17 protein-coding genes are annotated in these 20,393 nt (G+C 60.9%); 10 read left to right on the top strand and 7 right to left on the bottom strand.

What is annotated here, in order from left to right; genetic code table 11:
- The first annotated feature begins 78 nt into the window (after positions 1-78).
- Positions 79-1,641 (top strand): tryptophan halogenase family protein, encoded by a 1,563-nt coding sequence (locus ABAC460_RS49045; RefSeq protein WP_081716584.1) that lies wholly within the window; start codon positions 79-81, stop codon positions 1,639-1,641.
- Here ABAC460_RS49045 and ABAC460_RS39100 read toward each other — a convergent pair.
- The 3 genes from ABAC460_RS39100 to ABAC460_RS39090 all read right to left on the bottom strand — a co-directional run bounded on the left by ABAC460_RS39100 (position 1,541) and on the right by ABAC460_RS39090 (position 7,178).
- Positions 1,541-2,974: a tryptophan halogenase family protein gene (locus tag ABAC460_RS39100; RefSeq protein WP_035426269.1), complete on the bottom strand. Its 1,434-nt coding sequence runs from the start codon at positions 2,972-2,974 to the stop codon at positions 1,541-1,543. The genes ABAC460_RS49045 and ABAC460_RS39100 overlap by 101 nt on opposite strands.
- Before the next feature lie 43 nt (positions 2,975-3,017).
- Positions 3,018-5,822 carry a TonB-dependent receptor gene (locus ABAC460_RS39095; RefSeq protein ID WP_031237000.1) on the bottom strand — a complete coding sequence of 935 codons (2,805 nt, stop codon included), beginning with the start codon at positions 5,820-5,822 and terminating at the stop codon, positions 3,018-3,020.
- 453 nt (positions 5,823-6,275) lie between these two features.
- A complete protein-coding gene (locus ABAC460_RS39090; protein WP_023454195.1) occupies positions 6,276-7,178 on the bottom strand; it encodes a LacI family DNA-binding transcriptional regulator in 903 nt (300 codons plus the stop codon).
- Positions 7,179-7,641: 463 nt separating this feature from the next.
- Here ABAC460_RS39090 and ABAC460_RS39085 point away from each other — a divergent pair, with 463 nt between their 5' ends.
- Positions 7,642-8,673, top strand: coding sequence for a LacI family DNA-binding transcriptional regulator (locus ABAC460_RS39085; protein WP_023454194.1), 1,032 nt, complete (start codon positions 7,642-7,644; stop codon positions 8,671-8,673).
- 16 nt (positions 8,674-8,689) lie between these two features.
- On the opposite strand, the gene ABAC460_RS48400 is transcribed toward ABAC460_RS39085, so the two are convergent.
- A complete protein-coding gene (locus ABAC460_RS48400) occupies positions 8,690-8,884 on the bottom strand; it encodes a hypothetical protein (RefSeq protein ID WP_155914670.1) in 195 nt (64 codons plus the stop codon).
- A 116-nt stretch (positions 8,885-9,000) separates the two neighbouring features.
- Here ABAC460_RS48400 and ABAC460_RS39080 point away from each other — a divergent pair, with 116 nt between their 5' ends.
- Positions 9,001-9,723: a YukJ family protein gene (locus ABAC460_RS39080; protein ID WP_023454192.1), complete on the top strand. Its 723-nt coding sequence runs from the start codon at positions 9,001-9,003 to the stop codon at positions 9,721-9,723.
- Between the two features lie 409 nt (positions 9,724-10,132).
- On the opposite strand, the gene ABAC460_RS39075 is transcribed toward ABAC460_RS39080, so the two are convergent.
- Positions 10,133-11,305 (bottom strand): hypothetical protein, encoded by a 1,173-nt coding sequence (locus tag ABAC460_RS39075; protein ID WP_023454191.1) that lies wholly within the window; start codon positions 11,303-11,305, stop codon positions 10,133-10,135.
- Entirely contained in the window at positions 11,305-11,823 is a 519-nt protein-coding gene (locus ABAC460_RS39070; protein ID WP_023454190.1) for a DUF4365 domain-containing protein, read from the bottom strand. The genes ABAC460_RS39075 and ABAC460_RS39070 overlap by 1 nt, the downstream gene beginning before the upstream one ends.
- A 317-nt stretch (positions 11,824-12,140) precedes the next feature.
- Between ABAC460_RS39070 and ABAC460_RS39065 the strand changes: the two genes are divergently transcribed.
- Both ABAC460_RS39065 and ABAC460_RS39060 read left to right on the top strand, forming a co-directional pair.
- Positions 12,141-14,459, top strand: coding sequence for a glycoside hydrolase family 127 protein (locus ABAC460_RS39065; RefSeq protein ID WP_023454189.1), 2,319 nt, complete (start codon positions 12,141-12,143; stop codon positions 14,457-14,459).
- Positions 14,460-14,470: 11 nt separating this feature from the next.
- Complete coding sequence (locus ABAC460_RS39060) at positions 14,471-16,060, top strand: alpha-N-arabinofuranosidase (RefSeq protein WP_023454188.1); 1,590 nt, start codon at positions 14,471-14,473, stop codon at positions 16,058-16,060.
- Between the two features lie 158 nt (positions 16,061-16,218).
- Here ABAC460_RS39060 and ABAC460_RS39055 read toward each other — a convergent pair whose 3' ends face one another.
- Positions 16,219-17,112 (bottom strand): LysR family transcriptional regulator, encoded by an 894-nt coding sequence (locus tag ABAC460_RS39055; protein WP_023454187.1) that lies wholly within the window; start codon positions 17,110-17,112, stop codon positions 16,219-16,221.
- A gap of 95 nt (positions 17,113-17,207) precedes the next feature.
- Between ABAC460_RS39055 and ABAC460_RS39050 the strand changes: the two genes are divergently transcribed.
- The 5 genes from ABAC460_RS39050 to ABAC460_RS39030 all read left to right on the top strand — a co-directional run bounded on the left by ABAC460_RS39050 (position 17,208) and on the right by ABAC460_RS39030 (position 20,387).
- Positions 17,208-18,074, top strand: coding sequence for a pirin family protein (locus tag ABAC460_RS39050; RefSeq protein WP_023454186.1), 867 nt, complete (start codon positions 17,208-17,210; stop codon positions 18,072-18,074).
- Positions 18,075-18,133: 59 nt separating this feature from the next.
- Positions 18,134-18,733: an NAD(P)H:quinone oxidoreductase gene (gene wrbA / locus ABAC460_RS39045; RefSeq protein WP_023454185.1), complete on the top strand. Its 600-nt coding sequence runs from the start codon at positions 18,134-18,136 to the stop codon at positions 18,731-18,733.
- Positions 18,734-18,842: 109 nt separating this feature from the next.
- Complete coding sequence (locus tag ABAC460_RS39040; protein WP_023454184.1) at positions 18,843-19,250, top strand: DoxX family protein; 408 nt, start codon at positions 18,843-18,845, stop codon at positions 19,248-19,250.
- Between the two features lie 94 nt (positions 19,251-19,344).
- A complete protein-coding gene (locus tag ABAC460_RS39035; protein ID WP_023454183.1) occupies positions 19,345-19,734 on the top strand; it encodes an OsmC family protein in 390 nt (129 codons plus the stop codon).
- A 128-nt stretch (positions 19,735-19,862) separates the two neighbouring features.
- Positions 19,863-20,387, top strand: a complete 525-nt coding sequence (locus ABAC460_RS39030; RefSeq protein ID WP_155914669.1) for a response regulator — start codon at positions 19,863-19,865, stop codon at positions 20,385-20,387.
- Positions 20,388-20,393: the final 6 nt, after the last annotated feature.

Below are 20,393 nucleotides of genomic sequence, written 5' to 3'. Positions count from 1 at the left end.
CTCCTCACCCAGATGAATACGTTACCATTCGGCCACCGGGCGTAGGCGTCAGCCCCGCCCGATGTTACGCCTGTCGGCATGACAAAACGTATCATTATCGCCGGTGGCGGCACAGCGGGATGGATGACCGCCGCAGCGCTCAGCCACCGCCTCAAGCCGCTCGGCCTCGACATCACCCTGATCGAATCGTCCGCCATCGGTACGGTCGGGGTCGGCGAAGCCACAGTTCCAGCTATTAAGAAGTATTTTGAGGCGACCGGCCTCGACATCCGTGAAGTCATGCGCGCCACCAACGGCACCCTCAAACTCGGCATCGAGTTCGCCGACTGGCGCCATCCCGGCCACCGTTTCTTCCATTCGTTCGGCCAGTATGGCGTCTCGGCCGGGCACGTGCCCTTCCACCACCTGTGGCAGCGCATGGATGAGCACCCCCTCGATGACTATTGCCTTGGCACGCAACTGGCCTATGCCGGCCGGTTCGCTGAGCCGACCAAGTCGCCACGCGCCGAGTTCGAAGTCTTTGACTGGGCTATACATTTCGACGCCGGCCTGTTCGCTGCCCACCTGCGTCGCCGCGCCGAAGCGGACGGCGTCACCCGCATAGACGCCCGCATCACCTCAATCGATCAGGATTCCGAAAGCGGCGATATCACCGCCTTGAGCCTCGACAATGGCCGGCGGATCGAGGGCGACCTGTTTATCGACTGCTCGGGCTTTCGCGGCCTGCTGATCCAGCAAGCCGTTGGCTCGCCTTACCGCGACTGGCGCAACTGGTTGCCGTGCGACCGCGCGGTGGCTCTGCCCTGTGCGCCGGAAAATCCCGACGACATCGCCCCGCTCACCCGCGCCACGGCACAGCCCGGCGGGTGGATGTGGCGCATTCCGTTGCAGCACCGGGTCGGCAACGGCTATGTCTACAGCTCTGCTCACATCAGCGACGACGACGCCGAAGCGGCTCTGCGGCAAGCTCTGGAAGGCGAAGCCCTGGCGCCGGCCAACCGGTTGCAGTTCACCGCGGGACATGTCGAAAAGCCGTGGAAAAACAACTGCATCGCCATCGGTTTGGCGGGCGGCTTCCTGGAGCCACTGGAGTCGACCAGCATCACCCTGATCCAGGTCGCCATCGAGAAGCTGATCGCCCTATGGCCCGCCCGGCCGTCCGATCCGCGTCTGGCAGCCGAGTTCAACCAACACCTAGAAACCGTCTATGCCCGCATCCGCGATTTCCTGATTTTGCACTACTGCGCCAACCGCCGCCAGGGAGAATCCCTTTGGGATCAATGCCGTAGCATGGAACTGCCGGACAGCTTGCAGCACCGGGTCGACCTGTTCCGCGCCGGCGGGCATCTGGTCCGCCAGGATCTGGACAGCTTCTTCGAAGCCAGTTGGCTCTGCATGTTCGAAGGCTTCGGCATCCGTCCCGACACAGCCGATCCGTGGGCGGAACGGTTTCCGATCGAGGACCTGCGCGAGCTGGGCCGCAACCTGCGCGCCGACATCGCCGGCCGCGCAGCAAATGCCGAGCCACACCTGGACTACCTTATCCGGCAAGGGATGGCAGGTGTTTCAGCCGTTCCCGGCAGTCGTGGCGCTGCCCGCGCAGGAACCGCGCCCGGTCGTCGCGCGCTACCCGTTCGGTGAACGGGTGCACCGCCTGGGGCTCGACGCCCTGGCCGTGCAGCACCTGTAACCAACTCGGCAGACGGAAGATATCCGCCGTCGGAATGTGAAGCGCCGCCGTCTCGCGGAACAGTTCGATACGGTGGTGCAGGCTGTCGGGGACGGTCATGTTCCTGCACGAATTCCAGAAGGTTTCATCATACCGTCCGTTGACGTGGTAATGTAAGATGATGAAATCCCTTATATTCTCCATTTCCATAATGCTGGAATTATTGAAGTCTTCGGCCAGACGATCGTGATTTGGACCGCGCGGAAAGAGCATGATGAAGCGCTCGATCGCCGACTGGATGAGATGGATCGAGGTCGATTCTAGCGGCTCGATAAATCCGGCCGACAGACCGATCGCCAGGCAGTTCCGGTGCCATAGTTTTTTGCGCCGGCCGGTGGTGAAGCGGATCGGACGCGGATCGGCCAGTGCCTCGCCGTCGAGTTGCCCCATCAAGGCGGCATGGGCCTCGTCGTCACTGGTATGCGCGGAGCAGTAGACATGTCCATTGCCGGTGCGGTGCTGCAGCGGAATGCGCCACGTCCAGCCGGCCACCTGGGCCGTCGCCCGGGTATAGGGCAGAAGCGCCCCCGTCCGCGCCGACGGCACGGCCAGGGCGCGGTCGCACGGCAACCAGTGGCGCCAATCCTCGTAGCCGGTCTTCAGCGCCCCTTCGATCAGCAGGGCGCGAAAGCCGGTGCAGTCGATGAAGAAGTCGCCAGCGATCTCGCGGCCATCGGCCAGGCGAAGTGAGCGGATGTCGCCATCGACCGTGACGTCGGCGATGCGGCCTTCGATGCGGGTGACACCACCGGCCTCGGCATAGCGGCGCAGGAAGGCGGCATAGAGGCCGGCGTCGAAGTGGAAGGCGTGGACCAGGTCGTCGGCACGGGCGAACCGGCCGGCGTAGGCGGCGGCGTGGTTCAGGTCATAGTCGCCCAGTTCACCGGCGTCACCGCCCTGCATGCGGTCCTGGTACCAGTAGTGATGAAACGGCAGGTAGGCCAGGTCGCGCCCGACCGCGCCGAAGGAATGCATATAGCTGTGGCCGCGCTCGCGCCAACCGCGGAATTCGATGCCCAGCTTGAACGTGCCCTGGGTCTCGCGCAGGAAGGCGTCCTCGTCCAGGCGCAGCATGGTGTTGAAACGGGCAATGGCCGGGATGGTGGCTTCGCCGACACCGATGGTGCCAATCTCGTCGGATTCGACCAGGGTGATGTTCAGCGACGGCCCGAAAACGCGGGCCAGGGCAGCGGCCGTCATCCAGCCGGCCGTGCCACCACCGGCAATAACGATTGATTTTATCATAAACAAAAGCGCCCGCCGGGTGATCCCGGCAGGCGCCCTTTCATCAATAGAAGCGGTAACCGACCGATACCAGGTAGGTCGTCCCGTAGTTCTCGTACTTCAGGATGTTCTGGGTCTGGTTTTCGCCGGCATAGTAGCGGAACGGCTGGTCCGTTAGATTATAGGCCGACAGGTTCAGCGACAGCCCCTTCAGCGGCCCGTCCTCGAAGTTGTAGCCGACCTGAGCGTCGACCACGGTTTCCTCGTCGACCCACTGCGAACCCAGCGACGAGTCGAAGTTGGGCACCTGGCCCAGCCACGCCTCGCGGTAACGCTGGCTGATCCGCGCCGAAAAGCCGCGCTTTTCATAGTACAGCGTGGTGTTGATCACCTTAGGCGACAGGCCGGGCAGAGGCACGGCATGGATGCCGTCCGGGGTGATCTTGGAGTTATTCAGCGCCGCGCTGAAGATAAACCCGAACCCGTCCAGGTTCTCATGGATCAGGTCGCCGGGGATCGAGGCGGTGAACTCGACGCCGCGGACGAAGCCGCCGCCGTCGCCATTGGCCTGGGCTCCGGTATAGCCGTTCCGGTTGGCATCGGCGCGGGTATAGTTGCCGGCCGGGGTCGGCAGCGGGAAGCCGGTGAAGTCGGTCGCCACGCTCTGGTAGTAGATGTAGCTGGTCAGCTCCTTGTAGTAGGCCGCCATCGAGACATAGCCCTTACGCCCGAAATACTTCTCGAACGAGATGTCGTAGGCATTGGCCTTCCAGGGTTTCAGGTGCGGGTTACCGCCGCCGGCGCCCCAGTAGTAGGTGATGTTGCCGTTGACATAGGGCGGCGCGGTATCGGCGGCGACATTATAGCTGGTGCCGCCCGCCATGTCGTCCATACGCGGACGGGCCATGGTGGTGGCCGCCGCGACGCGCAGGCTAATGTCGTTCGGCAGGCTGAAGTTGAGGTTCAGGCTGGGCAGGATGTCGGTGTATTTCTCGCCGTCCTTGACCTGGGTAACGATCAGCTTGGTCGGATCGCCCGCTACGGTCGCGCCATTGGTGAAGCCCTGGTTGGCTTCCTGGTCGGCGGTAATCGACTGGATGCCGACATTGCCGGTCACCGGCACGCCGAAGACGGTGGTATCGATATCCGCCTTGACGAACAGGGTGGTCAGTTGCTCCTGCATCTCCCAGGTCTGGGTGATGTCGAAGATACGGTCGCCGGTATTGGCCGCCGGATCGACGCGGGCATCGACCACATTCCAGAAGCCGCTGCGGTACAGGCCCAGCGCGTCGTAGGAGATCATGCCGTTGGGATTGCCCCAGAACGAGGTGTCGACCGTGCCGGTGCGGAAGGCTTCCGGCACCTTCATGGCGGCGGCGGTCTTGTTGCGCAGTTCGCCCTGCCACTGGTGCTTGTTCTTCTTGCGGTCGGTCAGGTTGATCCCCGCCGAGACCTGGCGGAACGGCCCGTCGCTGAAAACGCGCGTAGCGGCCAGCTTGATCGCCGAAATCTCGTCCTTGACCTCCGGGTTGCCGACATAGCCGGCGCGGTACAGCGGGCTGCCCCAGCCGCCGGGATCGGTCAGGTAGACATGGTCGAAGTCGGAATAGTCGAGCGTCGAGCCGAGCTGGATGACGCCGTCGTCGACGGTTTCGAAGCTGAGGTTATCGCGGACGACCGAACCGGCAGCACCGGTGCCGGCGGTCGACTCCAGCCGCAGGTCGCTGCGTTCGACCTTGGAGCTGCTGAGATCGGCTTCCAGGGTCCATTTGTCCGAGGGTTTGAACACCAGGTTGGCGCCGAAATTGTCAATCGAGGCATTGCGGTCGTTGGTGTAGTTTTCGACGATGGTGGTCACGCCGTTGAACGTGCCCTTGGTGATGCGGCCGTCCTCGACCGTATAGCCGGGTTGCAGCGCGCCCGAACCCCAGACCGTGCCGTATTCCAGCCGGCGGATGGTCTGCAATTCGTGGAAGTCCGAGTGGAACAGGTCGAAGGTGGCGTGGAACTGGTCGTTGGGCTTCAGTTCCAGAACGCCCATGACCGAGTCGCGCTCATAATAGGACGACTGGATGCCGGACTTATCGCCGCCGATGACCATATTGCCGTCGCTGTAGGTCGGATAGCCCCACGGCTCGTGGGTCTGGGCCTGGTACGGGGTCTTGCTGTGCGACAGACCCAGGGCGACGCCGATGGTCTTGTCCTTGAAGCTGTCGACATAGGACAGGTTGAGGCGTTCGCCGGAAGTCGGCTGGCCCGGAACCTGTTCGTCCTGGCTGTTGCGTTCCAGCTTGCCCATGACCGACAGGCTGCGGCGGGCGTAGCTGAGCGGCTTGACGGTCTGCAGATCGGCGGTGCCGGCCAGGCCCTGGAAGGTCATGCTGGCGTCGGGCGTCTTGAAGACCCGCACCTGCTGGATCATTTCCGACGGATACTGGTCGTATTCGACCGAACGGTTGTCGTTGGTCGAGGCCTGCTCACGGCCGTTCAGCGTGGTGACCGTGAAGTCCGGGCCCAGGCCGCGGATCGACAGGGTCTGGGCGCGGCCCTTGTCGCGCTGGGCGGCGATGCCCGGCAGGCGGGCGATCGATTCCGCGATGGACGAGTCGGGCAGCTTGCCGATGTCTTCGGCCGAGACCGCTTCGATGATCGACGAACTGCGCTTCTTGGCGGTGATGGCGTCCTGAAGGCCCTTGCGGATACCGCGCAGCACGATCACGCCGTCGTCGGTCGCCGCCGCTTCTCCGGTCGGCGCGGGCGCCGGATCCTGGGCGAAGGCCGGCGCCGCCGCCAGGGCCAGCAGGGCGGTGCAGCCCAGAAGCCGCAGCCGCAATCCCGCTCGCTTGGTTTTCGAATACTGAGTAATCAAGTCTATCCTCCTGATGAGTCTGTTTTTGTGGCGATGCCAACGCGTTCCCTGCGTGATCGCCGTGTACAGGTCCTGGTTTATTGTTATCTCAACCTGAGCGCCTCTGCCGGACGCCTGAGTCTTGAATGTAAAATCTGCGCCATATTTAAGCAATAAACTCAAAGCGCAATCCGGCACATGTGAAAATATAACGGCGAAATATGTTGCAATATCGCCACCAAAATTTGGCAATACACAGCGCATATCATTGATTTTAAAGGAATTTACATTTTACAACTTTTTGCAAATTTGAGTTTTTCATTTGATGAATACGTATTCTTGCAGGTTTTATATTATTATATATTTTGCAATACTTGCATTTATATTGCAAGTTATTGCAATTTCAGGCGCGGAAAATTACGCCCTGTTGGCGTTCGGCATTACTCATGGTGTTCACGCGATAACTTTGGAAAATCAGTAAGGCGTCAGCTGATAGGCAATCTTTTCGAAACCGGCCTGGACCGCATCCTTGCGGTTCAACAGGGCCGACAGGACCCGCCGTCCGGCTGCATGAACATCCAGGCTGAGACGGGCGGCGCGCTCGGCGCCCTCGCCCACCGTGACGGTTTGCATATCCGGGACCGTCCGCGCCAGGGACTCGCTGGCGATGAACAGCCCGTCGAATCCTTGCGGCGCATCGTCCAGCGAGGACAGGATCAGCGACGGATCGACGGCCAGACCGGCTTCGTTGAGACCGGTGAGATAGCCCATGAATCTTTGGGTCGTATCGGCGCCTTCGGTTTCCCCGAGATAGGCGATGCGGCGGCAACCGGCTTCGGCCAGATGGCGCACGGCGGCCTGTCCGGCAGCGAAATTGTCGGGCGCCACGCGGCGGTAAGGCCCTTCGCCGCCGCCCCAGACGACAAAGCGATGCGTCTTCAGCGCCGCCAGGGCGGAACGGGCTTCACGTTCGTCGAAGAACAGGAAGGCATCGGCGCCGGTAGCATCGAGTACACGCGGCAGGTCATCGAAAGCACCTTGGCCCAGCGGCACGAAGAGCAGATTGCAGCGCAGTTCGCGCATGGCCGTCACCAGACCCGGCAGCAGCGCGGCATGGAGTGCTTCCTCGCGTACGGGCATCATGACGGCGACGGTGACTCTTTTGACGGCTGCCGGACCGGCTTGGGGCAGAAAGAAGCCGTTGTCGGCGGCCAGCTGGCGCACGCGCGACTTGGTGGTGCGGTTGATCAACGGGGAGTCCTGCAGGGAGCGCGACACGGTGGCCACCGACACGCCGGCCAGCCGCGCCAGGTCGGCCAGGCGCATCTTCGCGACCGGTGTACCGTTGACTGGGTGACTGACGCGATCGAAGGACATGTTTCCCTGCAGTTTCATTTTGGAAACTATCGCGCAGGCGTAATCGGGATAAAACCCGAAAAATCAAAATGATAACGTATTCATTTTTTTGCAGGGACGACCTGAATCCGCCGCGCAGCGGCAATCGACAGCAAGGGGTTGAAACACGAATGGCCACGAATGGACACGAATAAGGAGGAATGGCTGAGCCGACACGACGGCAATGTTTCTGATGCCGCGTTCACTCTGGCAGCAAGGCATCATTGCCTTTCTTATTCGTGTCCATTCGTGGCCATTCGTGTTTCAACCCCTTTACGTCGGGAAGGCCGCTCCGCGGCGTTAGAACGACATCGACGTAGGGCGAGCCCCGTGAATACGTATTCTTCTGCGCATTTTTGCAAATTCGGCTTAGGCTTTGCAGAGAAACGACAAAAGTGAGAACGCCGTCCCGAAATCAGGCGTTCCGGCCGGAGGAGCGTAACCCATGAGCTATATGAAGCGTCAGCCGACCTGTATCGACGTCGCCGCCACCGCCGGCGTGTCGCAGGCCACCGTATCGCGCGTTCTCAACAAGTCGTCCCTGGTCAAGGACAGCACCCGCGACCGCGTGCTGAAAGCCGCCGAAGTCCTTAAATACAAGATCGACAACAATGCCCGCTTCCTGCGCTCATCGCGCGTACGCACCCTGGCCCTGCTGATCCTCGAGGACATGGAGGAACAGCACAGCGACATCAATCCGTTCTTCCTGCCCATCGTCGGCTCGATCGTCCGTTACGCCGCCGACCGCGGCTATGAGGTGATGATCTCCCTCCAGCGCGAAAGCAACGACTGGGGCGCCGGCTACTGCCTCAGCCGCCCGGCCGAGGGCATCATCTTCCTGGGCTCGAAGAACTTCGACACCTATGCCGAAAACTTCCGCAGCCATAACCAGAAGGACGATAACTGGGTGGTGTGGGGCCTGGACAAGGTCGAGAACGGCAAGATCTGCGTCGCCTCCGACAACCGCTCGGGCGCCTGTGACGCGGTCAACCACCTGCTTGCATCCGGCCGACGCCGCATCGCCTATATCGGCAAGACCGACACCGACCACTGGGAATTCCTGGAACGCTTCGACGGCTACCGCAACGCCCTGGACGCCGCCGGCATCGCGCTCGATCCGACGCTCATCATCGATAGCCAGCTCAAGATCGACGACGGCGCCGAAGCGGTCCGCCGCCTGCTGGAGGCCGGAACGCAGTTCGACGCGATCTTCGCCTCGACCGACATACTGGGACTGGGCGCCATGCGGGAACTGATGTCGCGGGGCTACCGGATTCCGGAGGATGTGTCGGTGATCGGCTTCGACGACCTGTGGGTATGCAACATCGCCTGGCCGCGATTGTCGACGGTGCGCCAGGATACCGAAGCCGCCGCCCGCCGCCTGGTCGACAGCGTCTGCGCCCTGATCGAAGGCGAACCCGCGGAGTCGGTGCGTATCCCGACGCAGTTGGTACTGCGGGAATCGTGCGGCCAATAGGCTTAGTGCCGCACGATTACGCTTCGCCTTTAAGGACCTTGTCCGCGATCGCGGCTAAATGCGCCCTCAGGGAAGCAGCATCCTTAAATTCGGTGTATTCGCCGCGCTCTATAGAATCGATGCCCTTTTGAACGGCGGCACGAAGCGCGTCCAGCTTCGCCGCGTCTTCGGCATCAAGACCCTCGGTGGGCCCAAAGTTCCGTACCGGCATGTTTCGCCTCCAGTCCTTACGCGCCGACACCATGACATAGTATGCCGGCAGCCGGGAGTACCCAATCATCTGCCAATTGGGTATAGCTGTCGTAACAACGGGCGGAAAATTGGATCATGGGGTTTAAAAACTATGGCGTCCTGAAGGGGCGGATCATCGGCTACAACGCCGAGCGCGCCCCACGGCGAAGTCCGCATCTGCATATGTCTCTCGACGCCCAAGGCCGCATCTTTCGCGCAGCCGTCAATGTCAAATCGTCGGAAGGCCCATCCGAAGTCGTCTATCTGGCTGTTTCCGACTATATGCACCCGCAACTGGCACATTACCCGCAATTGACGACTGGGCTTACCCGCCTGGATTGCCGCGCCGGCAGCGGCGCACTGGACTTTATCCGCGGCAAAATGTTCGATGTCACCGCTGTCACCGCCCTGCCCCACGACACACCGGCCCTGGAAGACGATCTCCTCGACCGCTTGGAACAGCACCTGCATCAGGCTGTCAAACGGGGCGAGGCCGTCGACACCTATGTCTTCGGCGAGCTCTTCTCGGACGGCGTGCACAATGTCCATATGAACCAGGGCAGTATCGGCGCCTTTGCGGCCCACAACGGTGTCTGGCAGGATGGCGCCCTGCTCCTGCACGACCGCACGGCCAATCAGTGGACGGCCCTGTTCCTCGCCTTCCAAAGTCAGGCCATCCATACGGACGACACGACCGGCCATGCCATGCCCGGCAGCGCCACCTTTGCCGGTATAGTTTCTGACCAGGACCGGAAAGCGGTGCCGGGCGCGACCGGGCAGCTTACTTTTTCGAAGGGAGATGCCGCGCCAGATCAATAGCACCGTACAAAATTCTGACGAGGTCTATCATCGGCCCGTTCGGAGCGCGAACCTCTAATGTCGACGCTATCGACATCACCGACGAACGTGTCGAAAAAATCGGAAAAAATCGACATATCGCCACTACCGCCGCGATGCCCTACGAAACCAAGAATACCGGTACAGAAGCAATATTCCCCAACCGTTCTTGACGCGGCATTGCAGAAGTATGTTTTGCACTTCGCGGCTTTCGTCTTGGCGCGCGACGAGCGAAGGCCTAGCAAGCGCTCCAGACCGTTGGTGGATGGCCTCCCCCCCGTACATCCCCTGTCCGAAACCGTACCCCTGGCAGGCATGTTTTGCTTTCGCCGCCCAAAGGGCCATCAGGGCTGGCTACAGCCGCGAAGTCAGTATTCGCGCAGATAATATTTCAATTTATAGTTGCTTCGACAGCGTCAGCATCATCGCTATCTTTAATAACGTCAAAATTTATAGGATTGGCGATTACGTAAGAGCGGCCTTGCTTTTTGACGTCACCAACAACTTTAATTGGACTGTAGTTCTTATGAGCCTCCGTGGCCAATTTATACTCAGCTTCATTCAAAGTAAGATTCAATTTTCTGACAACACCTTCGACATTCGCCCAAATCGTAACCACCCCGGACTCGGAATTCTCAGGCCGTTCCAATTTGACTACGGGACCGGTCACCGGGTAGGCTTCAAGAGTGTCCTTCTGGCGGAACGTCTTTGCTGCCTCCTCAATCATAGGAATAATATCGTTCGTGATTGTGATTTTGCCCGGCGCTTCTTGTTCTGGCATCGGGCGATTTAGCGCCCATCCCACAGAAAAGCTCATCTCAGTGGGATCAGATATCTTAAAAAATCCAGCAAGGGCTTCGCAAAGGTTGGCGCTGACCCCGCCTTGGACGGCGTTTTGAAATGGACTAAAGTCTGTGTCCACAATGGCTGCGTCAGCAGCGTCAACTGTAAGGGCGATTGCTTTCGTGAGAGTTTTGACTACCCGGCGCGCAAACGGTTCTTCGGGAAACAACTCTTCGTCGCTATAAGCGTGCAAGAGCGGCGCAACCGGTGACAAGATTGTTAGAACGTAGCTTCCGTGCTCGGTCTGACCAAGTCGGGCTTGGTCCATGTACTCCAGAGCTGGTTGTGGTTTGCGGGAGTGAAAGACCGCTCTTGGCTTGACCGCCGCGCACGCTCCGGCCAACAGCATTTCCCGGGCGTGCTCAAAAAGATGCACGCCATCACCAATGCGAATTGAGCCGTCGGTGGTGAATGGGGACCTCGCGGCTAAACGCATGATGTCGAATCCGGAATTAAGCAGATCGCGTAAAATATCGACCTGCGAGCGCTGCTCCGCACTTTCAAGCTCAGGGAGAATACTACCTAGCCTAGTCACAAAATCACTGGCTTCGCGCTTGCTGGGTACGACGACTTCTGCATCGGGGAACCGGTCATTAATCCAAACACTAAATGCCCCTCGCTTCTCGCTGTACTTGGTCCAACCCTTGGCTTTCAAGTAGCCGATGATATTCTGAGGCTTCAGAGCGGCAATTGCATTTGCGTCGGTGACGGTCGCACGCATCACAAATCCTCCCCATTCCCGGTCTTTATCATCATTTCCTTTAGGGAAATCGGTGTGAATAAATTTGCCCTAGGGAAGTAAACAGTGATGCCAGTAGAATTTTTCGTCTCAGGCTGCCCCTTCAGAGAAATCCAATATGAACAATGCTTGAGAACTAATTGCTCTTCAGATTGACTCATCCAGCCAGACGTTGAATTTGGCACAAGCGTAAGGATTAACAATCTGGGATTGGATACTCTGGAATCTCGTAGGTTGTTGTAAGTTTCTATATCTATGGAATAGGCGATAGGGTCTTCGGTCGCAATGCCGCTCATCCTGCATTTAGACTGCAAGTCAATTTTTGGCTTATTAAGAACGCTGCCTTTCTCTCGCGAAGAGATAATAAAATCGACCTTGTCATGGTCCGTCTCGGGCTTGCTTATGCTGTAACCGATCGTTGCGCATACCGCGCGGATATAGGCTCCTGCAAATGCCTCCTGCCGGTGCGAGACATGGGCGTCCCCTACTACCTCCTCCATAGCGTACCTCCCGTACCAAGCCAGATCATGTAAATATTCGCTTAATGGTTAAGCAAGCTCTACCACGATCCAAGAACGGTCGCCATGGCCGTCCGTACCGTGCGAAGCCTGCTCCACAACAAGTCAGCACATCCTGGCATACCAAGGAAGGAAATCGCAACTTATTGTTTTTATGTAATTAAAATTGCGATCGTCGCAGTTTCGAATCATGGAGACGCTGATTTAAGAGTCAGTTGTTCTTCCATTGCGCCACACCTCCCCCATTGACGCCGCGCAGCCGCTTACCTATTGTCAGACAAAAAGCAGGGAGATGGTCTATGTTCACGCGTCGCGGTCTTATGCTGACCAGCGCAGCTATGGCGGGTTTACCGGCCGTCGCTCATGCCGCCACAGACCCGGTCAAGGTCGCCCCCTTCCCGCTTGAAGCCGTGACCCTGATGCCATCGGTGTGGCGCGATGCCGTCGACGCCAATGGTCGCTATCTCCTGTCGCTGGCGCCCGACCGGCTGTTGCACAATTTCCGCAAGTCCGCCGGACTGGAACCGAAAGGCGAAATCTACGGCGGCTGGGAGAATATGGGCATTGCCGGCCATTCGCTGGGGCATTACCTGACGGCGCTGGGCCTGGCCTATGCCCAGACCCGCGATCCGGCGTTCAAGGCGAAGCTCGACTATACCGTCAACGAGATGGCCGTCATCCAGGCCGCTCAGGGCGACGGCTATGTCGGCGGCACCACGGTCGAGCGCGACGGCAAGGTCGTCGACGGCAAGATTATCTATGAAGAACTGCGCCGGCATGTCCTTACGTCGCAGGGATTTGATCTCAATGGCGGCTGGGTGCCGCTTTACACCTGGCACAAGGTCCATGCCGGATTGCTGGATGCGCATCGCTATGGCGGCAACGGCCAGGCGCTGAAGGTTGCCGTCGGAATGTCCGACTATTTGATCGGCGTGCTGGACGGTTTGTCGGACGAAGAGATGCAGAAGGTCCTGGCCGCCGAGCATGGCGGGCTGAACGAGGCCTTCGCCGAGACCTATGTTCGCACCGGCGACAAACGCTATCTCGACATGAGCCGGCGTATCTATCACAAGGCGGTGCTGACGCCGCTGTCGCAGCGTCGCGACGAGTTGGAAGGCAAGCACGCCAATACCCAGATTCCGAAACTGATCGGTTTGGCGCGGCTTTATGAGGTGACCGGCGATAAGAGTTACGGCGACACGGCGTCCTTCTTCTGGGACCGGGTGGTGCATCACCATTCCTATGTCATCGGCGGCAATTCGGCCGGCGAGCACTTCGGCGCGCCGGATAAACTCAGCGGCCGGCTGGACGACAAGACCTGCGAAAGCTGCAACACCTACAACATGTTGAAGCTGACGCGACACCTGTATCAGTGGCAGCCCGACGCGTCATGGTTCGACTATTATGAGCGCGCCCACCTCAACCACATCCTGGCGCACCAGGATCCGCAGACCGGGAATTTCGTCTATTTCGTGCCTTTGGCGTCGGGGACACAGCGGCTTTATTCGACGCCGGAGAACAGCTTCTGGTGCTGCGTCGGATCGGGGATGGAAAGCCATGCCAAGCACGGCGACTCGATCTGGTGGCGGTCCGGCGAGACGGTTTACGCCAACCTGTTCATTCCGTCGGAGCTGGCCTGGGCCGACAAGGCGACGAAGATCGCGTTGAGCGGTGACATCCTGAAGGGCGAAGCGGCGACCTTTACCGTGACGCCAAAGGGCAAGGCCGACTTTACCCTGGCCATCCGGGTGCCGAAGTGGGCCGATGGTCCGCAGTTGGCGGTCAATGGCAAGGCGACGCCGTTGCTGGTGAAGAACGGTTATGTTCGGGTGCGGCGTACATGGAAGCCAGGCGACACAGTCGTGCTCACCCTGCCCCACGCGCTTAAAGTTGAAACCATGCCGGACAATCCGCGCCTGGCGGCCTTTATCAAGGGCCCGATGGTCATGGCCGGTGATATGGGCCCGGCGCAAGGGGACGTCCCCCAGGCGCCGGTGGTGGTGGCCGCCAGCGCTTTGGGCGCGGTCGATCGCGGGAGTTTGACGTTGAATGCGCAGCCTGAGACGGTGCAGTTGGTGCCGTTCTTCAACCAGTATCATCGCCGCACGGCCGTCTATTTCCCGCTCTTTACCGAAGACCAATGGCAGGTCGAGAAGGCCGCCTATGAGGACGCCGAAGCCAATCGCCTGGCGCTGAACTGGCGGACCATCGACATCATGCGGCTGGGGGAGATGCAGCCCGAGCGGGATCATGGCTTTGTCACCGATGTTTCCGAGCCATCGTCGCGGCTGGGCCGATCGGGACGGTGGATGATGTGGACCACCGGCAAGTATTTCGAGTTCGACCTGGGCGTCGAGGCGCAGACGGTGTTGCAGGTGACCTATTGGGGGCAGGATATCCGGCGCAATTTCGATATCACGGTCGATGGGGTTTTACTGGCCAATGAGAAGCTGGATTATCCGTCAGAGGCGCAGTTCCGGGTGGTGGATTATGCTGTGCCAGCGGCGATGACGGCCGGCAAGGAGACGGTTCGCGTCAGGTTTACCACGCGGGGTACCGGGTTGGATGTGTTTGAAGTGCGGTCGTTGCGGCCGGACACGGTCAGGGTAACGGGCTAAGGAAAACAGGGATGATGAAAACCTATCTGGCCGGGGCGGTAGCCGCCCTCATGCTGGCCGCGGCGCCGGTCTTTGCCGGCACACCCGTCACCGTCGACACCACCAAGCCCGGACCGCAGATCAGCCGCCATATCTTCGGCCAGTTCGCCGAGCACCTGGGGACCGGCATCTATGACGGCATCTGGGTCGGCGAAGACTCACCCATCCCCAACACCCGCGGCATCCGCAACGACGTCGTCGCCGCTTTGAAGGCCATCCACGTCCCCAATATTCGCTGGCCGGGCGGCTGCTATGCCGACGACTATCACTGGCGCAACGGCATCGGCCCGAAGGACAAGCGCCCGTCGACGGTCAACTATCTGTGGGGCCGCGTGGCGGAGTCCAACCACTTCGGCACCCACGAATTCATGGACTTCATCGACCAGATCGATTCCGAAGCCTACATGTCGGGCAATGTCGGATCGGGTACGGTGCAGGAAATGTCCGACTGGCTGGAATACATGACCGCCGATCCGGCCATCTCGTCCCTGGCCCGTGAGCGCGCCGCCAATGGCCATCCGGCTCCGTTCAAGGTGCCCTTCTTCGGCGTCGGCAACGAAAGCTGGGGCTGCGGCGGGTCGATGACGCCGGAGCACTACGCCGATGTCTACAAGACCTATGCTACCTTTGCCCGCAACTACGACAATGCCCAGCAACTGCCGAACGGCGATTTCGATCCCAACGGCATGAAGCGGATCGCTTCGGGCGCCAATGTCGACGACTACAAGTGGACCGAGGTCATGATGGAGGCCTCGACTAAGCAGATCTTCTCATGGTCGATCGACGGGTTGTCGCTGCACTACTATTCGGGTTTCGACCAGTGGCCGCCGCACTATTCCGCCCAGGATTTCGACGAGCCGGCCTACACCCACGTCATCCGCTCGGCCTACAAGATGGAAGAGTTGGTGAGCAAGCACTCGGCCATCATGGACAAGTACGATCCGCAAAAGCGTGTCGCCCTGGTCGTCGATGAATGGGGCACCTGGCATACGGCGGCGCCGGGGTCGAACCCGCGCTTCCTGCATCAGCAGAATTCCCAGCGCGACGCCATCGTGGCGGCGGTGACCATCAACATCTTCACCCGCCATGCCGATCGGGTGCGCATGGCCAATGTCGCCCAGATGATCAATGTGCTGCAGGCCATGATCCTGACGAAGGGCGACAAGATGGTGGTGACGCCGACCTACCATGTCTTCAAGCTTTATGTGCCGTTCCAGGATGCGACCTTCCTGCCGGTGACGGCCGATGCCGGGACGTTCACGATCGACGGCATTACCCTGCCGCGGCTGGATGTGGCGGCGGCCAAGGGCAAGGACGGCAAGATCTATGTCTCGCTGACCAATGTCGATCCAAAGGCTCCGGTCGAGGTCGATCTGAACGCCCTGGGTTTTACGGCCAAGACGGCGCGAGGTGAGACCCTGTATGCGCCGGAAATCGACAGCATCAACACCTTCGACAAGCCCGATACGGTCAAGCCGCGCCCGATCAGCGCCAAGGTTTCCGGCGGTAAGCTGAGCCTGAAGCTGGCGCCCGAGTCGGTGACGGTCGTGGTGCTGGAGTAAGGTTTTTGCAGGGGTCGCAGACCCCTGCACCCCGAAACCGCGACGGAGTTACTTATATCCATAAAAAAGACCGGGGCATTCACCCCGGTCTTTTTTATGGATGCAGGTAACCACTGTCCCAGTTACGGGGTGCAGGGGCCCGAGGCCCCTGCGAAACCTTACACCTGCCCCGCAAATCGGTCGATCAGCCACTGGGTCGCCGGTCCGGGCGGGGTTTGCGACAACCATACAGCCTGGAGCGGATAGTAGGCGTCCTTCCAGTCCGGCAGGTCCAGCTCCACCAGTCGGCCCGCTTCCAGGTCGCCGCGGACCATCGGATCGGGCATCGAGCCCCAGCCCACGCCTGCCAATAACAACGCATGCTTGGCGCCAAGATCGGCCAATCTCCAGGTCTTGGTAGCGATGACCCCGAAGTCCTGGCCCTTGGTCAAGGGCGAGCGGTCGGTCAGCACCAGTTGGATATGCTCGCGTGCGTCGCCCGGTGCGTGGCGCCCTGCCCGCGCCAAAGGGTGAAACGGAGCGGCCACCGGCACCAGGCGGACATGGCCGATCTGGCTGCGCTCCATGCCCTCGGCCGAAACGTTCAGCGGCCCACTGATCCCAACACGCGCAGTGCCGTCCAGCACCAGTTGCGAAATCGCCCCCAGCGCCTCGACATGCAGCCGCAGCAGCACCGTCGGAAACGCCGCCTGGAAGGCCTGCAGGGCGTCGATCAGCCGCGCCGTCGGCAGCATGACGTCGACGGCGATCGAGACCTCGGCCTCCTGGCCTTCGCGCAGGGACACCGCCCGCGCCTTCAGCTTGTCCATGCCGTGCAGGATCGAGCGCGCGAACGATAGCAGCGCCCGGCCGGCCTCGGTCAGTTCGGGCTTCTTGGTGCCGATCCGCTCGAACAGGGTCAGGCCCAGTTGGAATTCCATCGTGTCGATGGCGTAGCTGATCGCCGACGTCGCCCGGTTCAGCCGCCGCGCCGCCGCGGCAAAACTGCCGGTTTCGATCACGCAGACCAGGACCTGAAGCTGATCGAGGCTGGGGGTGCCGATCTGAGACATATCGAATTTCCTGAAAATTTTGTTCAATATTATCCGGATTTTCAGAACGCGGCAAGGCGCGTAGAACCAATCCAACGAAATGAAGGAACGACACCATGTCCACCCTGACTGCTACCAAGACCCGCGCCGTTGCGACCGTCCATGACGCCTTCCGCACCCTGGAAGGCGACGGCTTCGAAGTCCGCCGCGCCATCCCTTCGCGCCGCTACGAGGCCATCGGCCCGTTCATCTTCCTGGATCAGTTTGGTCCGATAGATGTCCAGCCCGGCGAAGCCAAGGGCGCCTCGGCCCATCCCCATGCCGGCATCGAAACCCTGACACTGATGCTGGAAGGCCGGATGCAGCACAAGGACAGCCTGGGCAATATCAGCGCCATGGGCCCGGGCGAAGTCCAGTGGATGCGCGCCGGCCGCGGCATCATCCACGATGAATCGCCCGACGACATCATGCGCCGCGATGGCGGCCACCAGCACGGCATCCAGCTGTGGATCAACATGCCCAAGGGCGAAAAGCACGCCGAACCGGCCTATCGCCACGTCAAGCGCGACGAGATTCCGCTGATCGACGCCGGTAACGGCACGGTCCGCCTGGTTGCCGGCAAGGTCGGCAGCCTGACCGGACCGGTCGAAACCTCGGGCCAGCCCTTCGTGGTCCATGCCTCGCTGAAGGACGGTGGTGCGCTCAGCCTCGATGCCCGTAGCCCTCGTGAACTGGCGCTGTATGTGATGATTGGCGAGGCCACGATTGATGGCCAGACGGTTACGGCCGGCCAGTTGGCCCGGTTGGCGCCCGGAGACACGGTCGAACTAACCGCCACGCCGGAGACCGAACTGCTGCTGGTCGGCGGCGATCCGCTGGATGCGCCGATCGTGCGCCACGGCCCGTTTGTCATGAACACCATCGCCGAACTGGAACAGGCTGTCCGCGATTACCACGCCGGCCGCATGGGCCAGATCGTTTAACCGATCGCAATTTTACAACCGAACTCCCAACCTCCCCGAAGCCAATAAGGACAATCGTCATGACCAAGGTTCTCGTTCTCTACTATTCGTCTTACGGCCACATCGAAACCATGGCCAAGGCCGTCGCCGAAGGCATCCGCGAAGCCGGCGCTGAGGCCGTCATCAAGCGCGTGCCGGAAACCGTACCGGACGACGTCGCCAAGGCGTCCTACTACAAGATCGACCAGGAAGCCCCGATCGCCACGGTCGAGGAACTGGCCGACTACGACGCCATCATCGTCGGCACCGGCACCCGCTTCGGCCGCATGACCTCGCAGATGGCGGCCTTCTGGGACCGTGCCGGCGGCCTGTGGGCGCGCGGCGCTTTGAACGGCAAGGTCGGTGGCGCCTTTACCTCGACGGCGACGCCGCACGGCGGCCAGGAAACCACCCTGTTCTCGATCATCACCAACCTGCTGCACTTCGGTCTGGTGATCGTCGGCCTGGACTACGGCTTCCAGGGCCAGATGAAGATCGACGAAGTGACCGGCGGTTCGCCCTACGGCGCCACCACCATCACCGGCGGCGACGGCTCGCGCCAGCCGTCGGAGAACGAACTGGCCGGCGCCCGCTATCAGGGCCGCCGGGTCGCTGAAACCGCGATCAAACTGTCTAAGTAAGGTTTTTAGCTCCGGCCTGCGGAGCCGTCCCTTCCCTCCCGCCTGCAGGACCGCGGACCTCATGTCCGCGGTGACGGGATCCTTTTGCCCCCCCTCTGGGAGATCTGTCATGTCTAAAGCGCAATCCTACCTGCCCGCCCTTGGCCGCCTGCTGCTGGCCGCCATCTTCGTCCTGTCCGGCTTTTCGAAGCTGACCGCCTCCGAAGGCACCATCGGCTATATCGCGTCGGCGGGCCTGCCCTTGCCGGAAGTCGCCTATGCCGTCGCCGTGGCGGTGGAACTGGTCGGCGGTCTGCTGCTGATCGTCGGCTTCCAGACCCGCTGGGTTGCCGCTGCGATTGCCGGCTTTACGCTGGCGGCCGCGTTCGGCTTCCACAACAACTTCGCCGACCAGAACCAGATGATCCACTTCATGAAGAACATCGCTATTGTGGGCGGCCTTCTGCAGGTGGTCGCGTTCGGCGCCGGCGCCTTCAGCCTGGACAACCGCCGCGCCAAGGTGGCGGCCCTGGCCTAAGCACAAAAGCTCTCCCGGTTTCGCCGGGAGAGCTTTTTCTTTGTCTGCATCCGTGGTTTGTAAGCATTCCCCCAGACTCGCAAAGGACTCCGTCATGGCCCGCGCCACAGCCCATATCGGCACCGAAGCCTACGCCACCCAGGTCGAAACCGCCGGCCGCACGCTGATCGCCGACGAGCCCGAAGGTAATGGCGGCCGCAATGCCGGTCCAGCCCCCTACGATCTGTTGCTAGCCGCGCTGTCGGCCTGCACGGCGATTACGCTCCGCATGTATGCCGACCGCAAACAGTGGCCGCTGGAATCGGCCGATGTCGCCCTGCATTTCTATCGCGACGACACGGGCAAGGAGTTCATCGACCGGACGCTCCTGCTGACCGGTTCGCTCGATAAGGACCAGATCGCCCGTTTGTTGGATGTTTCCGAACGCACGCCGGTCACCAAGACGCTGAAACAGGGCCTGACCATCAGCACCAGCCTGGCGTGAAAGGGCTTGCGACAATCGTTTTCAGATACCACACGTTATGCGTTAATCAAGGCCGTTTTAAACCTTTATTAATTCCCCAGGTACATCCTCAGCGTGTAACAGCGTTAGCTGACGTGTACCGGGGCGGTGTGGTCGGACTTCAAAATTGTAAAATCCTGATCGTCGATTCCAATGCCCATATGCGGCAGATCCTGGAAACCGTTTTACGCGGCTTCGGCGCCAGACGCATCTTCACGGCCACCTCGGCGGAAGAGGCCGAGATCGCCATGGAGCGCTCGACCTACGACATTATCCTGCTGGACTACGTGCTGGAAGGCGGCGACGGCCTGGCAGTGACGCGGCGGGTTCGGGCAAAGGAAAACCACGCCAACCGTTTTTCACCGATCATCGTCATCTCGGGCTCGACGGAGAGAAGTCGCATCGAAGCCGCCCGCGACGCCGGCATCAACGAGGTCTGCGTCAAGCCGGTAATTCCGAAGGAACTGTTCCGCAAGCTGGTGGCGGTGGTAGACTATCCGCGCTGCTTTGTGCTGGCGCCGAACTACAAGGGCCCTGACCGCCGCCGCCGTTCGGCTGACAACTATCCCGGCGAAGAACGCCGCGCAGACCGCAAGGCCGCCCGGCGCCAAGCCATGCAATCGATGGATGTCTAAAAGAAG

Origin of the sequence: Asticcacaulis sp. AC460 (assembly GCF_000495795.1) — a bacterium.
Lineage (GTDB): Bacteria > Pseudomonadota > Alphaproteobacteria > Caulobacterales > Caulobacteraceae > Asticcacaulis.
The sequence above is the reverse complement of the archived record's forward strand: the minus strand, read 5'-3'. Positions and strand labels throughout refer to the sequence as shown.

What these genes read in the sequence shown, in the direction of transcription:
- ABAC460_RS49045 (WP_081716584.1), top strand. Translation starts at nt 79, where the DNA reads ATGACAAAACGTATCATTATCGCCGGTGGCGGCACAGCGGGATGGATG.
- ABAC460_RS39075 (WP_023454191.1), bottom strand. Translation starts at nt 11,305, where the DNA reads ATGCGTGCGACCGTCACCGACGCAAATGCAATTGCCGCTCTGAAGCCT.
- ABAC460_RS39070 (WP_023454190.1), bottom strand. Translation starts at nt 11,823, where the DNA reads ATGGAGGAGGTAGTAGGGGACGCCCATGTCTCGCACCGGCAGGAGGCA.
- ABAC460_RS39085 (WP_023454194.1), top strand. Translation starts at nt 7,642, where the DNA reads ATGAGCTATATGAAGCGTCAGCCGACCTGTATCGACGTCGCCGCCACC.
- ABAC460_RS39060 (WP_023454188.1), top strand. Translation starts at nt 14,471, where the DNA reads ATGATGAAAACCTATCTGGCCGGGGCGGTAGCCGCCCTCATGCTGGCC.
- ABAC460_RS39050 (WP_023454186.1), top strand. Translation starts at nt 17,208, where the DNA reads ATGTCCACCCTGACTGCTACCAAGACCCGCGCCGTTGCGACCGTCCAT.
- ABAC460_RS39090 (WP_023454195.1), bottom strand. Translation starts at nt 7,178, where the DNA reads ATGTCCTTCGATCGCGTCAGTCACCCAGTCAACGGTACACCGGTCGCG.
- wrbA (WP_023454185.1), top strand. Translation starts at nt 18,134, where the DNA reads ATGACCAAGGTTCTCGTTCTCTACTATTCGTCTTACGGCCACATCGAA.
- ABAC460_RS39035 (WP_023454183.1), top strand. Translation starts at nt 19,345, where the DNA reads ATGGCCCGCGCCACAGCCCATATCGGCACCGAAGCCTACGCCACCCAG.
- ABAC460_RS39100 (WP_035426269.1), bottom strand. Translation starts at nt 2,974, where the DNA reads ATGATAAAATCAATCGTTATTGCCGGTGGTGGCACGGCCGGCTGGATG.
- ABAC460_RS39040 (WP_023454184.1), top strand. Translation starts at nt 18,843, where the DNA reads ATGTCTAAAGCGCAATCCTACCTGCCCGCCCTTGGCCGCCTGCTGCTG.
- ABAC460_RS48400 (WP_155914670.1), bottom strand. Translation starts at nt 8,884, where the DNA reads ATGCCGGTACGGAACTTTGGGCCCACCGAGGGTCTTGATGCCGAAGAC.
- ABAC460_RS39065 (WP_023454189.1), top strand. Translation starts at nt 12,141, where the DNA reads ATGTTCACGCGTCGCGGTCTTATGCTGACCAGCGCAGCTATGGCGGGT.
- ABAC460_RS39080 (WP_023454192.1), top strand. Translation starts at nt 9,001, where the DNA reads ATGGGGTTTAAAAACTATGGCGTCCTGAAGGGGCGGATCATCGGCTAC.
- ABAC460_RS39055 (WP_023454187.1), bottom strand. Translation starts at nt 17,112, where the DNA reads ATGTCTCAGATCGGCACCCCCAGCCTCGATCAGCTTCAGGTCCTGGTC.